Origin of the sequence: Spirosoma soli, from assembly GCF_042684525.1 — a bacterium.
Lineage (GTDB): Bacteria > Bacteroidota > Bacteroidia > Cytophagales > Spirosomataceae > Spirosoma > Spirosoma soli.
The window spans coordinates 14,529-28,275 of record NZ_JBHULN010000016.1 but is presented as its reverse complement, the minus strand read 5'-3'; the positions used below and the strand labels follow the sequence as shown (position 1 = coordinate 28,275).

General features: G+C 49.0%; 13 protein-coding genes. 6 read left to right on the top strand and 7 right to left on the bottom strand.

The genetic code is table 11. From position 1 onward, the window contains the following. The first annotated feature begins 66 nt into the window (after window positions 1-66). Window positions 67-1,632: a T9SS response regulator signal transducer PorX gene (gene porX / locus ACFSUS_RS21390; RefSeq protein WP_381525792.1), complete on the top strand. Its 1,566-nt coding sequence runs from the start codon at window positions 67-69 to the stop codon at window positions 1,630-1,632. Window positions 1,633-1,781: 149 nt separating this feature from the next. On the opposite strand, the gene ACFSUS_RS21385 is transcribed toward porX, so the two are convergent. From ACFSUS_RS21385 to galK, 3 genes are all read right to left on the bottom strand, one after another. Continuing rightward, window positions 1,782-2,462, bottom strand: a complete 681-nt coding sequence (locus tag ACFSUS_RS21385) for a cell division ATP-binding protein FtsE (protein WP_381525791.1) — start codon at window positions 2,460-2,462, stop codon at window positions 1,782-1,784. Window positions 2,463-2,549: 87 nt separating this feature from the next. Next, on the bottom strand, window positions 2,550-3,218 hold the full coding sequence (gene fsa, locus ACFSUS_RS21380) for a fructose-6-phosphate aldolase (RefSeq protein ID WP_381525790.1): 669 nt from the start codon (window positions 3,216-3,218) through the stop codon (window positions 2,550-2,552). A 98-nt stretch (window positions 3,219-3,316) separates the two neighbouring features. Then, on the bottom strand, window positions 3,317-4,471 hold the full coding sequence (gene galK, locus ACFSUS_RS21375; RefSeq protein WP_381525789.1) for a galactokinase: 1,155 nt from the start codon (window positions 4,469-4,471) through the stop codon (window positions 3,317-3,319). Between the two features lie 38 nt (window positions 4,472-4,509). Between galK and ACFSUS_RS21370 the strand changes: the two genes are divergently transcribed. The 5 genes from ACFSUS_RS21370 (at window position 4,510) to ACFSUS_RS21350 (ending at window position 8,251) form a co-directional block, all read left to right on the top strand. Beyond that, a complete protein-coding gene (locus ACFSUS_RS21370) occupies window positions 4,510-4,785 on the top strand; it encodes a hypothetical protein (protein ID WP_381525788.1) in 276 nt (91 codons plus the stop codon). Then, entirely contained in the window at window positions 4,763-5,452 is a 690-nt protein-coding gene (locus ACFSUS_RS21365) for a tetratricopeptide repeat protein (RefSeq protein WP_381525787.1), read from the top strand. Before ACFSUS_RS21370 ends, ACFSUS_RS21365 begins: the two co-directional genes overlap by 23 nt. 174 nt (window positions 5,453-5,626) lie before the next feature. Continuing rightward, a complete protein-coding gene (locus tag ACFSUS_RS21360; protein WP_381525786.1) occupies window positions 5,627-6,508 on the top strand; it encodes a sugar phosphate isomerase/epimerase family protein in 882 nt (293 codons plus the stop codon). 300 nt (window positions 6,509-6,808) lie between these two features. Next, window positions 6,809-7,132, top strand: a complete 324-nt coding sequence (locus ACFSUS_RS21355) for a hypothetical protein (RefSeq protein WP_381525785.1) — start codon at window positions 6,809-6,811, stop codon at window positions 7,130-7,132. A 147-nt stretch (window positions 7,133-7,279) separates the two neighbouring features. Continuing rightward, window positions 7,280-8,251, top strand: coding sequence for a PI-PLC domain-containing protein (locus tag ACFSUS_RS21350; protein ID WP_381525784.1), 972 nt, complete (start codon window positions 7,280-7,282; stop codon window positions 8,249-8,251). Window positions 8,252-8,304: 53 nt separating this feature from the next. On the opposite strand, the gene ACFSUS_RS21345 is transcribed toward ACFSUS_RS21350, so the two are convergent. From ACFSUS_RS21345 to ACFSUS_RS21330, 4 genes are all read right to left on the bottom strand, one after another. After that, complete coding sequence (locus tag ACFSUS_RS21345; RefSeq protein WP_381525783.1) at window positions 8,305-10,290, bottom strand: response regulator; 1,986 nt, start codon at window positions 10,288-10,290, stop codon at window positions 8,305-8,307. Between the two features lie 150 nt (window positions 10,291-10,440). After that, window positions 10,441-11,832 (bottom strand): sensor histidine kinase, encoded by a 1,392-nt coding sequence (locus tag ACFSUS_RS21340; RefSeq protein WP_381525782.1) that lies wholly within the window; start codon window positions 11,830-11,832, stop codon window positions 10,441-10,443. Then, on the bottom strand, window positions 11,822-12,508 hold the full coding sequence (locus tag ACFSUS_RS21335) for a transmembrane-type terpene cyclase (RefSeq protein WP_381525781.1): 687 nt from the start codon (window positions 12,506-12,508) through the stop codon (window positions 11,822-11,824). Before ACFSUS_RS21335 ends, ACFSUS_RS21340 begins: the two co-directional genes overlap by 11 nt. Continuing rightward, a complete protein-coding gene (locus ACFSUS_RS21330; protein WP_381525780.1) occupies window positions 12,505-13,641 on the bottom strand; it encodes an oxygenase MpaB family protein in 1,137 nt (378 codons plus the stop codon). The genes ACFSUS_RS21335 and ACFSUS_RS21330 overlap by 4 nt, the downstream gene beginning before the upstream one ends. Window positions 13,642-13,747 lie beyond the last annotated feature (106 nt).

The following is a 13,747-nucleotide window of genomic DNA, read 5'->3' as shown; positions in this document are numbered from 1 at the left end:
TTAGGTAGTCAATCCACGACAGTTGGCACGAATAAACCATAAACTACAAACTACCCCCTCGAACGTATGCAAAACTATTCGATACTCTGGGCCGATGATGAGATTGATCTGCTGAAACCTCACATTCTTTTCCTCAAAAATAAAGGCTACGACGTTACGTCCGTTAACAGCGGAGCCGACGCACTCGATCAGGTCGAGCAGACAAATTATGATGTTGTTTTCCTGGATGAAATGATGCCCGGCATGACCGGGCTGGAAACGCTCTCCCAGATTAAGCAACTGCGTCCCAACCTGCCGGTGGTTATGATCACCAAAAGTGAAGAGGAACACATTATGGAAGAGGCAATCGGCTCTAAGATTGCCGATTACCTCATCAAACCGCTCAATCCGAATCAGATCCTGCTCTCTGTCAAAAAGATTCTGGACAACAAGCGACTCGTAACCGAGCGAACGAACATTGGTTATCAGCAGGACTTCCGTAACATCTCCATGCAGTATAATGACCGCATGAGTTTTGAGGAATGGGCTGAAGTCTATAGGAAGCTTATTTACTGGGAGTTAGAGCTTGATAGCTCGCAGGATAAGAGTATGTCGGAGGTCATGAACATGCAGAAAAGTGAAGCCAACGCCACCTTCTGTAAGTTTGTGATGGACAACTATGAAGACTGGTTGAACGATCCCAAGACGGATAGCCCGATTATGTCGCACCAATTGATGCGTAAGAAGGTATTCCCACTTTTGGATCAGAGCGGGAATTCGGCTCCGCTGTTCTTCATCTTGATTGACAACCTGCGCTACGATCAGTGGAAAGCTATTGAACCCCTATTAGGTGAGTATTTCACGGTTGAAGAAGAATCTTCGTATTACTCCATTCTGCCTACTACAACTGGTTTCGCCCGAAACGCTATTTTTTCGGGTATGATGCCGAGCGAGATGGAACGTAAGCACCCGGATTTATGGGTGAACGACGACAACGAAGATGAGGGCCTGAACAACCACGAAGACGAGTTCATGCGTCGGCAACTGGAGCAGAGCCGTCTGAATATCAAAATGTCGTATCACAAAATTCTGAATGTTAATCAGGGTAAATCACTGGTCGATAACTTCAATAACCTGCTTCAGAATCAGTTAAATATTGTTGTGTACAACTTCGTGGATATGCTGTCGCACGCCCGAACCGATATGGCAATGATTAAGGAATTGGCCCCCGACGAATCGGCTTACCGGTCGATTACGCGGTCCTGGTTTCAGCACTCGCCCCTACTGGAGTTTGTACAAAAAATTGCGGCTAAGGGGGGACGACTCGTTGTCACCACTGACCACGGTATGATCCGGGTTCAGAAGCCAGCTAAAATTGTTGGTTACCGCGAAACCAACACGAACCTGCGCTACAAACAAGGGAAGAACTTAGGATTTGAAGATAACCACCTCTTTGTGGGTCGTAAGCCCGAACGGCTTTTCCTGCCCAAGCCGCACGTATCAACGGCTTACGTGTTTACGCTGGAGGACTACTTCTTCGCGTATCCGAACAACTACAATTACTACGTGAATCATTACCGCAATACGTTCCAGCACGGAGGGGTGTCGCTTGAGGAGATGATTATTCCTTTTGCGTATTTGAAAGCGAAGTAACGCGCTGTAACGTGGGTGGAAACCCGCAATATTTAGCTTGGAATCGCGGGTTTCCACCCACGTTACAACCAGTGATAAACAGAGAGAGGGGTAGTAAGTGAAGAAACAAGAGCTTCACTTACTACCCCTCTCTCTGTTTATCACACTCACTAGCCGTTTAACTCAATAACCTGACCTTCCTGACAGCGTAGCACGCGAGCGGGGTATTTGTTGAGAAGTTCGTAGTTATGAGTCGCCATCAGCACGGCTGTTCCGGCGTTGTTGATGGACTGAAACACTTTCATGATCTGATCGGATACGGCAGGGTCGAGGTTTCCCGTTGGTTCGTCAGCAATCAGGATCTGTGGTTCATTGAGCATTGCCCGGGCCACAACCACGCGTTGCTGTTCGCCCCCGGAGAGCTGATGGGGCATTTTTTTCTGGGCTGTTCCCAGGCCAACCTGCATCAGTACTTCAGCGATGCGGTTGTTCATTTCGCCTTTGTCTTTCCAGCCCGTTGCTTTGAGCACAAACTTCAAATTATCCTCTACAGAACGGTCGGAAAACAGTTGAAAATCTTGAAACACGATCCCTATTTTTCGGCGGAGGTACGGGATGTCGCGTGGCTTGATGGGATTGAGCTGGTAACCAGCTACCTGTCCTTTCCCGTTCTGCAACAGCAGGTCGGCATACAGCGTCTTCAGCAACGATGATTTTCCACTACCCGTGCGCCCGATGAGGTACGCAAAATCGCCTTTGTTGATTTGAAACGAGACATCGCCTAAAATTAACTTACTACCTTGGTAGATGTCGGCGTGGTCGAGAATAAGAACGGGTTCGCTGGAAAACATAGTACGGTGAACAGTTATCAGCCAGCAGCTAACAGTGATTTCAATAATGAGACACTGTTGGCTGCTGGCTGTTAGCTGGTAATTAAATTACTGCTTTACGGGCAGGGCAGCTTTCTCGTGGTCGGCAAGGAATTTAGCCAGGCCGCTGTCGGTTAGTGGGTGATTCAGCAACGCTTTGATAACGCTCAAAGGAGCAGTCATCACATCAGCACCTACTTCGGCACACTGAATGATGTGCATTGGGTGACGTACGGAGGCTGCCAGTACTTCGGTCGTATAACCGTAGTTCGTAAATATGGTCACAATCTGCTCAATAAGGGCCATACCATCGGTTGAGATGTCGTCCAGACGACCCACAAACGGCGATACGTACGACGCCCCCGCTTTAGCGGCTACCAAGGCCTGGCCTGCCGAAAAAATCAGCGTACAGTTCGTACGAATGCCTTTTTCGCTGAAATATTTGATTGCTTTTATACCATCAGCCGTCATTGGCACTTTCACAACGATGTTCTCGTCGAGGTCAGCCAATTCTTCGCCTTCTTTAATCATTTCGTCATACTTAACCGAAATGACTTCAGCGCTAATGTCGCCTTCTACGATTTCGCAAATCTGCTTGTAGTGACGCATCACGTTGTCCTTTCCGGTGATGCCTTCTTTGGCCATCAGCGATGGGTTGGTAGTTACGCCGTCAAGAATACCCATGTCTTGGGCTTCGCGAATGTCAGCCAGGTTGGCTGTGTCAATGAAAAATTTCATAGTTTAAATTAAAGTTAATCAGTTGGTTAATCAGAGAGTTGGTCAGCTGTTAGTACACCGATTTTCTAGTAACTCGGTATGTGGACTTACTGACTAACCTATTGGCTAACAAGCTGCGTTCCATTTTGGATTTTGCAGACGTGAATGTACGTATCTTTACCGGTTCTGAGTTTATATTGTTCGGTAATCTCGTTTTGAAATTCGGTAAGGGTGTCTTCTTGCACCAAATTTATGGTGCAGCCGCCAAAGCCTCCACCCATCATCCGGGCACCCAGCACACCCGCCTGCCCCCGGGCAATATCTACCAACGTGTCTAACTCTGGGCAACTTACCTCATACCAGTGACTTAAGCCCTCGTGTGAGCCATACATAAGCTGACCAAATCCGGCTATGTCGCCCGCTTCGAGCTTTATTACGCCATCGAGCAAGCGCTGGTTTTCCTGGACTACGTAGGCACACCGCCGATAAATTAGGGGCTGTTTGTCGCGCAGGTGCTTGTCAAGCATAGTCATCGTGACATCGCGCAAACTTTTTATTTCGGGATAATAAGGCTTGAGTGCCTGAACGCCCACTTCGCACTCGGCCCGGCGTGTATTGTATTCCGACGTTACCAGTGAGTGCTTCACCCGCGAGTCGCAAAGCACGATATTAATGCCTTCCATCTCGAACGGCGCATAAGTATACTCAAGTGAGCGGCAATCTAGCTTAATCACGTGATTGGCTTTACCCATCATGCTGGCAAACATGTCCATGATGCCCACTTTAGCGCCAACGAAGTCATTTTCGGCCCGTTGCGACATCTTTAGCATCGAAAGTCGATCGACGCCCAGGCCAAACATCTCATTGAGGGCAAAGCCAACGCCGTTTTCGAGGGCTGCTGACGAAGACAGACCGGCACCCATCGGGATGGTTCCACCGAAAACACAGTTGAAACCGCTGAGCTGATGACCCGCTAGTTGAAATTGCGCTACGGTACCCAGCAAGTAATCGGCCCAGGTGTGGGTTGGCGTTAAGGTAGACAATGAACCCTGGTAGGTTTTGTCGAGGTCGTGCGCTATAAAATGAAGTTCGTTGTCCTGACGAGGACTAACGGCTAAGAAGATGGCTTTGTCTATAGCAGCCGGAAGCACAAATCCTTCATTATAATCAGTATGTTCGCCGATGAGATTGACCCGGCCGGGCGAGCAGACCAGTAACGGGGCGGTGTGAAATGCGTTCTGGAATGACGCCTTAATTTGGTTGAGCAGGTCCATATTGGGTCTAAGTAATTTAGCGACCTGATACGACTAAGATGCACAAACCGCTAAACGAAGCAACCGCCCCGACGAGCACGGGTGGAAACAAAAAATGGCAAACCAATGTCTCACCGCTACGACCACCTACCCTTGCTTCGGTCAAGACCTGGGGGATTCAGCAGGAGCTGGTAGCACCGATTTGCCGATGCAAAGTTAAGGATTTGTTAGACAAACGACCAAATTTCACCCGTACCTTTGCGGTTAAATTGAGTAATTATGAAATGTTGGTGGTACAGTATCTTGGGTATAATGTTCATTATCAGCGGCTGTAATTCGTCGGATGAATATGTTGAACAAGGGCGAAATTATTTAAAAGAAGGTAAATTTCGGGAGGCTGTGCAGTCGCTCAACCAGGCTATCGAAGCCGATGACGACAATCCTGACGCCTTTAACTCCCGGGGCGTAGCCTATTTTGAGCTTAAAGAATACGCTAATGCGGCTCTTGATTATGACCAGGCCATTAAGCTTAATCCTACTTTTTACCGGCCTTATTACAACCGGGGCTTACTGAAAGTAGCCCAGAATGATCTGCCCGGCGCTTTAAAGGATTATTCGGATGCAATTCGTTTAGCCCCTGATACAAGCAAAAGCATCACGGCTGAGTTGTTTCTGAACCGGGGGCAACTGTTTGCCGCGCAGGGGCAAACGCAGCCGGCTCTGACTGATTTTTCGCAAGCTATTACGTTGAATCCAAACAATGCATTGGCGCTGTATAACCGGGGTAACTTACGATTTCAACAGAAAGAGTTGACTGCGGCTACCGCCGATTTTCAGCAGGCTGTCAAGGCTGATCCAAAGTTTGGGAAGGCTTTCTACGGATTAGGCATCGCCCAAATTATACAGGATAAACGCGAGGAAGGTTGCTTAAGCTTGAAGCAGGCACAGAACTTAGGCTATGCCGATGCAGTAAATGCGGTAACCGAATATTGCAGCCAATAAGCCAGGTTGAGAGGGCCTTGTTTCTGGCTTTACAGGAATGCTTAACTAAGAGGCACTCTCGCATGAGTGCCTTGATGCAGTGCACAGGGAGTAATTGATAGGTAGACGAGTCGGTCCATCAACTTTATTTGGTTGATAACCGAATTTTGTCATCCATTCTATTTTCCGACTCCTATGTCTCTTATTAATAGAAAGACTTTTCTCAGGGAAATCAGTCTACTGACTGGGGCTTCGATACTATCGGGACCGGCATTAGCTGTTTTATCGGATCGGGAAAAATCGGCGATCAAGTTGGGGTTTGTTACATATTTATGGGGGAAAGACTGGGACGTACCTACCCTGATCAAAAACTGTAAGGATACCGACATACTAGGTGTGGAGCTGCGCGTCGACCATGCCCACAAAGTAATGCCTAATCTGAGTTCGGCGCAGCGACTGGAAGTCAAAAAACAGTTTGCCGACAGCCCGGTGCAGTTGGTGGGGCTTGGCACAAACCAGCAATTTGACTTTGTAGAACCCGAGCGCCTTAAGGTATCTATTGAGCGGACAAAAGAGTTTATCCGATTAAGCGCCGATGTAGGCGGCTCGGGCGTGAAAGTGAAGCCCAACGCCCTACATAAAGAAGTGCCTGCCGAAAAAACGCTTACTCAAATAGGCCAGGCCTTAAATGAGCTGGCCAAATGTGGAGCCGACTTCGGGCAGCAGATCCGGCTTGAAGTACACGGCGAAGAAACCCAGGAGCTTCCGGCCATTAAGCAAATCATGGACGTGGCTGTGCATCCTAACGCAACCATCTGCTGGAACTGCAATCCTCAAGATCTGAACGGGAAAGGGTTTCAATCCAACTTCGATTTAGTAAAAGATCGGTTTGGGGCCACCTGTCACGTTCGGGAGCTGGACCGCACTGACTATCCTTATCAGGAGCTGCTGACCAACCTGGTCAACATGAATTATAAAGGTTGGGTACTGTTGGAGTGCCATACCAATCCGACCGATAAGGTTGGTTCAATGAAAGCCCAGCGCGAGGTTTTTGATCGGATGATTGCTAAGGTCTAACGAACGCTAGTGTTGTCCTCACTACGTTTAACTCCTGTCCAGAAACAAGCAAACCAAGAACTACAGAGCAGGCTAGCCTGCTTTTTTGCTGTTTATTATCTTGTCAAACTCCTTAAAATGGTGGCCCTGCGCTCACTGCTCTGGTTGCGTTCGAGCCTGTCCTAAAACTGATAGTCTTTGTCCATTTTGTAATATTCCCGGGGTTGGCCGTGCTCTACCTTTGTCATGTCCTCTATGATAAAGGCGGTAGCTGAAAAGCCTTAAACAGAGTAAGCACTACTCAATCAAAATAATACCAAAATGGCACAAACCCTATTAGCCACCGTCGTTTCTGACCCCCAGCCGCAACCAGGCCAAAAGCATCGTTCAAGTGGTAACTTTTCTACCGACTCCATGCCGTCGGGAACGAAGTATGTTTCATTTCAAGTGATCAATACGGCAAATCCCGACATCATTCATTTCGATGTCATGCAGGACGTTAGCATGGGCATTGACCCCACCCGTTACTCGGATGCCTACAATGGTTTTCAAAGTAATTACACCGACCCTCACCGCTCGCTGTACATCGCTAATCCAAGAAACGCTTCGGGCAATTTCACGGTGCAAGTTTACGCTAACACCTAGTCGTTTCTGGCTTTTCAGGTACTGATAGTACGTAGCCGGCTTAACGTTAGGGTGTATGTATTGTCAGTACCTGCGAAGACGGGGCATAGGCCTGTCGATTCTTGCCGGACTAGTTCAATAATTTTTCGAAAACCACCATTCCTCTATATGGATCGCTCAAACTGGATGTCCGAAAATTTAGAGCTGCTGGGCAATCAACCACTGAATCATATTGTGATGCCCGCTGCTCATGACGCAGGTATGTGTCAACTACAAAACTGTTCTATTGGGGCCAATACCTGCAATACGCAAACCCAGACGCTGACGATATTAGAGCAACTTCAAAATGGAATTCGTTATTTCGACCTGCGGCCGGTTATTTCCGGAGGCACATTATACACCGGTCACTATAGCCATTCTGTTATTGGATTTTTAGGGTGTTGTGGCCCTGCGTTGACAGTCATTCTGGAGCAGGTTTCAACGTTCATGCAAAGCTCCCATGATTTAGTGATTCTGAAATTCTCGCATTACATCGATGTTGATACCGGTCAGCAAAGTTTTTCGCAGGAGCAGATGACGCAGCTCTGTAGTCTGGTGACGTCGCAACTGCAAAACGTGCTCTATGATACACCACTCGGTTCGGGCACATTAGCTGACGTATTGATCAATCAGTACATTGGTTCATCGGGTAAAGTGCTGGCGGTTTTCGATCAATTGACTAATGTTGTCAAGCAGCAGTTTACCGGCGTTTATTCGTATGGCGATATGCCCGGACCGGCTGATCTGGTCGTATTTGACCAGTATTCAAATACCAACGATTTGAATACGATGATTTCGGATCAGTTTAGTAAGCTAGCCAATCCAGCAAACCATACTGGCAATCTGTTCCTGTTATCGTGGACTCTGACGCAAAGCCCTGGTCAGGCAGTTGGTTGTGGGGTGCCGGGCGCAACATCTATACTGGACTTGGCCGATCAGGCGGATGCCGTTCTGTATTCAAATATCACAGCCCAATACAACGCAGGTAAAATAACGCTGAGCACCCTGCCTAATCTGCTTTATGTGGATAATGCCGACAGTTTTGTTCTGGATGTCGCGATGTGGTTGAATACAAATCTGTTAGCCTCTGTTGCGGTGTAGAGAGCCATGGTTGGTACAATCAATGCCTATGCATACTGCTCACTAAAACAGCTCTACGTTTTCTCTGATACGGCAAATTCTCTGGGCGTAACGTGATACACTTCCTTAAAGCACTGACCGAAGTACGAAGGCGTATCAAAACCAACCATGTAAGCCGTTTCGGATACACCGTGTCCGGCGCGTAGCAGGTCGACGGCTTTGCGCAACCGGTACCGTCGAATTAAATCGTTGGTCGAGAGTTGAGTAAGGGCTTGAATCTTGCGAAGTAGGGTTTTACTGCTCAGGGCCATGTATTGAGCTAACTGTTCAACGCTGAATGAGGAATCGTCTAAGTGAGCATCTAACACCGAATACAAGGTTCGCAACCACCCATCCTGAACGGTTTCCATCGGTTGGGGTAGTTCGGGCCGGGCCAGTTGTTGCTGGTAAAGCATGCGCAGTCGCTGCTGACGCGCCAACAGGTTTCGCAGGCGTAGCGTCATCTCTTCGATAAGAAAGGGCTTTGTCAAGTAATCGTCGGCCCCTTGTTGCAGACCGGTCATTCGGCTATCGTTGGTGGCTTTGGCCGTGAGTAAAATAACCGCGATATGATCGGTTGCCGGAGTGGTTTTGATGCGATGCGTCAGGGCATAACCGTCCATGCCTGGCATCATAACATCAGATATGACCACGTCGGGAAGTTCGGTCTGAATCAACGCCCAGCCTTGCTCTCCGGCGTCCGCCGTGAGGACCCGGTAATGCTGCATGAGCTCTTCGGCTAAGAACTTGCGTAACTCGTCATTGTCTTCTACCACAACAATCAGCGCAGCATCTTCGGCTGGGGTGGTTGGTGGAAGGCTGGTGCTCAACTCACTCGCTGGGTGAGGGAACCACTCTTGTACTGGAAAGCTATCGTTGGCTGTCGGCTCGTCGTCTGATAGAGGACTGATCGGTAAGTCGACGGCGAACGTAGTGCCTGAGGGAGTCGTTGTGGTTCCCGGGCTACTTTCTACTGATACCGTGCCCCCCATTAATTCCGTTAGCTCCTTAACGAGCGACAGGCCAATGCCGGTGCCCGGCTGCAACGGCCGTACCACCGAATCGACCTGATAAAAGCGGTTAAAAATATGCGGTAAGTTAGCGGCTGTAATGCCGACACCGGTATCTGAAACCGTCAGGCGCACAGGTGGTCCGCTCGTTAGGCGCACAGTTACGGCACCCGCCTTTTGGGGATGTGGCCCTGCGGTGAACTTAATGGCGTTAGCAATTAAATTGTACCCAATCTGCCCAACTTTTTCGGCATCAAACAACCACTGGCCAGATACATCGGAATGGTAAGAAAGGGTAAGCTCGCGCTGTTCTGCTACGGGCATGAATGCCTGGACCAACTGCCCAACAAATTCGTTCAGATTGCCAGGTTGTAGATTCACGCGGAGGTGACCCACTTCCAGTTTAGCCAGATCAAGGAGTTGGTTAATCAGCCGGAGCAGATGGCGGGCATTGCGCTCGATGGACAATAGATCCCGGTACGTTACGTCGTACTCGTTCCATTGCCGAAGTAAGCGCTCAACGGGCGCCAGGATCAGCGTCAGGGGGGTGCGAAATTCATGCGTTATATTGTCGAAAAAGTGCGTTTTTAAGTCAGCAATCAGCTTCATTTTCGCTGATTCACGCAGCTGACGAACGTGCTGAGCCGTTTTTTCGATGGTCAGTTCCAGATCACCGAAATTAATGGGCTTGCAGACAAAGTCGAAGGCCCCCCGGTTCATGGCCGTGCGAATATTATCCATATCGTCATAAGCCGACACCATTACAGCGCGGCCATTCGGCAATAAATCGGGGAGGTGCCCCAACAAGGTTAGTCCATCCATGTCTGGCATGTTAATATCGACTAACAGCACATCAAAATCCGGTTCGGCCCGTATCACCGACAGGGCCTCGTATCCGCTCTCGGCAAATTGAAACTGGTACGTACCTTCCTGTATTTTAAGCCAAAACCGCTGTAGTAATAGCGACTCTACATCGGCTTCGTCATCAATAACCAATATTTTAGTACTCATGCGCCGTTAGGTGTTTGAGATTCTTATTGTTTGACCGTTCAAGTGCGCAGATAGAAGAGTTATTCGTTGAGTGACATTCTCCCAATGAAGTTCTTGTTAAAACAATCGTTGAAAGAATACCTTGCCGACCATCGACAGCCAAAGACTGTATTATGTGCTGGCATTATTTATGGGTAGGCAGATTCTAAACTGGGTAAACTCGCCGTCAACGGATTCGACGGTCAACTCCCCTCCGTGGCCTTTCGTTACAATATCGTAGCCGATGGATAAGCCTAAACCAGTGCCCTGGCCGGTTGGCTTAGTCGAAAAAAAAGGCTGAAAAATTTTTGTCTGCACACCCGGAGCTATGCCAGACCCGTTGTCCCGAACGAGTACCTCGACCCCCTTACTGGAACGCCGGGTTGTCACGACGACTTCGGGTTCGTAGGCGCTGCCAATGGTGCGCTGCTTTTGTTGAACTGCGTAGAAGGCGTTGTTGTACAGATTTAATAAGACTCGACCTAGTTCCTGAGGCACGCAGTAAACGCGACCGGTAGCCGGATCGAACTCGGTGGTCAACCTGGCAGTGAAGCTTTTGTCTTTGGCCCGCAGCCCATGATAGGCTAGATAGAGGTACTCGTTGGCCAGGCCATTGAGGTCTGTTGGGCGCTTGGCACCGACGTCGGCACGGCTGTGTAAAAGCATGCTTTTGACAATCGACGTAGCTCGTTTGCCGTGGTGCGCAATTTTGGTTAGGTTATCGCTCAGTAAAGTAAGTACCGTTTGCGTCCGTGCTGTCTGATCCGTCTCTACCCCCGCCTTTAACTCCTGAACTAACGCTACTGATAACTCGGCGAAGTTGTTAACGAAGTTCAACGGATTGCGGATTTCGTGGGCTACGCCAGCCGTCAGTTCGCCCAGGGCCGCCAGCTTCTCGGTTTGAATCAGTTGCTGCTGGGCGGTTTTTAGCTCTTCGTTTTTAGCTATCAGATTATTGATGGCCCGTTCTTTCTCGATGTCGAAAACCAGCGTATTTACAAACAAAGCGGCCATGATACCGATCATATTGAATAACATGAGCCGATATCGCTGATTCCGGTCGAACAGTTCGGGAAGTGGTGCTACGGCAACTTCATACCAATAAATGAAACCTAATGAGGCAATTGAGACGAACAACCAAACTGTAGCGCTTCGTCGACCGGCAATCAGCATCGACGTCATGGGCGTCAATAATAGGCCAGCCGTGCTTGTCGAATGCAAACCGCCGGCAACCCAGATCGTGCTTACTGTGCCGACCCATTCATTCAGTTGATATAGGTTCGCGCATAGGAGGGGCGGTGTGCCCTGTCTGAGCAGGAAAGCCATCAGCAAACAAATGACTCCGTTAGCCAGTAAAATGTAATCGACAAAACGGAACTGAGCCATTGATGCGACGTTGATAAACAGAAAGTTGAGTACCCCTGTTACCAGGAACACGCTAACCATAATGCGGGCCGAGCGGAGCGATTCGGTGGTCTGGTGGGCCGCTTCAGGAATGAAATAACTGATTAGTTTAGTTAACATACTGCGTATGCTTTTGAGCTGGCCGAAAAGTGCGGTGTCTGGTCCACAACAGATAGATGTACACATTATCTACTACCAAGCAGGTTGCTCCCAAAAACTGAACGAAGTGATTGGTGGGGTACAGCACAAACATTGACGCGCTGATGAGGCCGGTACCAAGCATTTTAGCAATCGCCAATACCTTCGAAAATTGTTGAGTATCGTGCGTTTGCAACAGAAGCATAACACACTGTATCGACAGAATGACATTGATGATATAACCAGAGTTAGCGCCAATGGCCGTGTCGAAGCCTTCGTTCTTGTAGAAGTAACAGAAAAAGATCCAGAACCCGAAGTTAAACAGGCAGAATAGCCGGAAATGATGCTGTAGCCCTTTCGCCATTGGCTGTTTAGTGCCGTATCGCAGTAGTGAGTAGAAAATATAACAGTCCAGCAGAAAAGCCGCCTGGTAACTCAAAGCATACAGCAGACCCGTATCGGGTTGATAGATGAAGCTCCAGACAAATTCCCAACCTATGTTGGCGCAGGCTACGTAGGCGGGCATTTCAACAAACTTCTTTTGTCGGATGTTCCAGATCAGCACAGCATAAGCGACTACCCAAAACAAACACCCGATCCCGTTCAGCGCCAGGCCCAGTGGAGGGTAGTCGGCCACATTGATTAAAGGCTGATTCATGACTTAATGGTTGCTTGAGGGGTTTGCAGGCGCCAGTCGTTTCGGAGCGATTCAGGAAGTTGAAAGCGAATGCGCTGGCCCCGACCCATGTACACTAACATGCCCTCCAGCATGAGTTTGCTCATGAGGTTGGCAATGGGTCCTGACCAAAAAGTAGCGTGCTCAATCGTTTCGGCTATGCCGGCCATTTCACGGGCGCGTCGCTTTGCCTCTTGCTCACGAATCGGATCGGCCACTACGCCCAGCATGGTTGCAATCTCATCGCCGACCATAAAACGGATCATTTCTGGTACCATGCCAATCAGCTTACCCTCGGGTGAGATGGTTTCCTTAAAGGCGACCAAGGCGGTAGCGAGCGCCTTTCCCTGAACGCTTTCGGCCATCTGGTGATTCATGATCGCATAGCCCAGCTTGAAGCCATCTAATAAATTATTCGGAATCAGCTGCTCGTCAACGCCCATGATATGACCCACAATACGCCAGCAGTGTATGTAAGCCTCTTTCTCTGCCGCTGTAAGCTGCACATTAAGTTTTTCCAGGCCTTCCAGCACAAGGGCAGAGAAGGCCATCAGCGTACCAGCCATGTCTTCCTGATTGATGGGCTCCCCATAAAGAGCGCTATCCCAACCGTATTTGCGAATGAAGTAGCGAATGGTGGCATGAATCAATCGTACTTTTTGCGTGGTACGAATTCCATTTCCGTAAGCCGATAATCCACCCGGCGACATGACATTTACCACAAACTGAGCGGTTTCGACGATCCGGTGAGTATAGGCCTCCATTTGACCCCGTTGCTCACCAAGCCGGCCCGTTTTGTAGAGAACCATGGCACCATTAGCGCATACGTAGGTCTGAGGTAGCGACTTGCAGGACAGAATCATGCTAATTAGCATACCGTGCCGGGCGAAGACATCCTGTCCTAACGCAATCAATTCCCGATCGGCCCAGGCTGGCAAATGGGCGGTGCGGTCAAAGTAGGCCTTTACTTCGGGCGGTAAGTTTTGGGGTAAGCCATCGCTATTTTGGGTCAGTTCCTGCAACAACTGATTTACCAGATTTTCTTCTCCGAGCTTAAGAATATCAGTAATAACCTGATCAGCTAGCGGGTCTGTTTGATGGCGAAACTTGCCCAAAAAATCGGGTGACCAATCATGGGTGGGTTGCTCTTGTATACGCTTTATTTTATTGGAGAGAGACTCTCGATGGCGAAAATTGGTATACCAAATAAGCCATAATAGT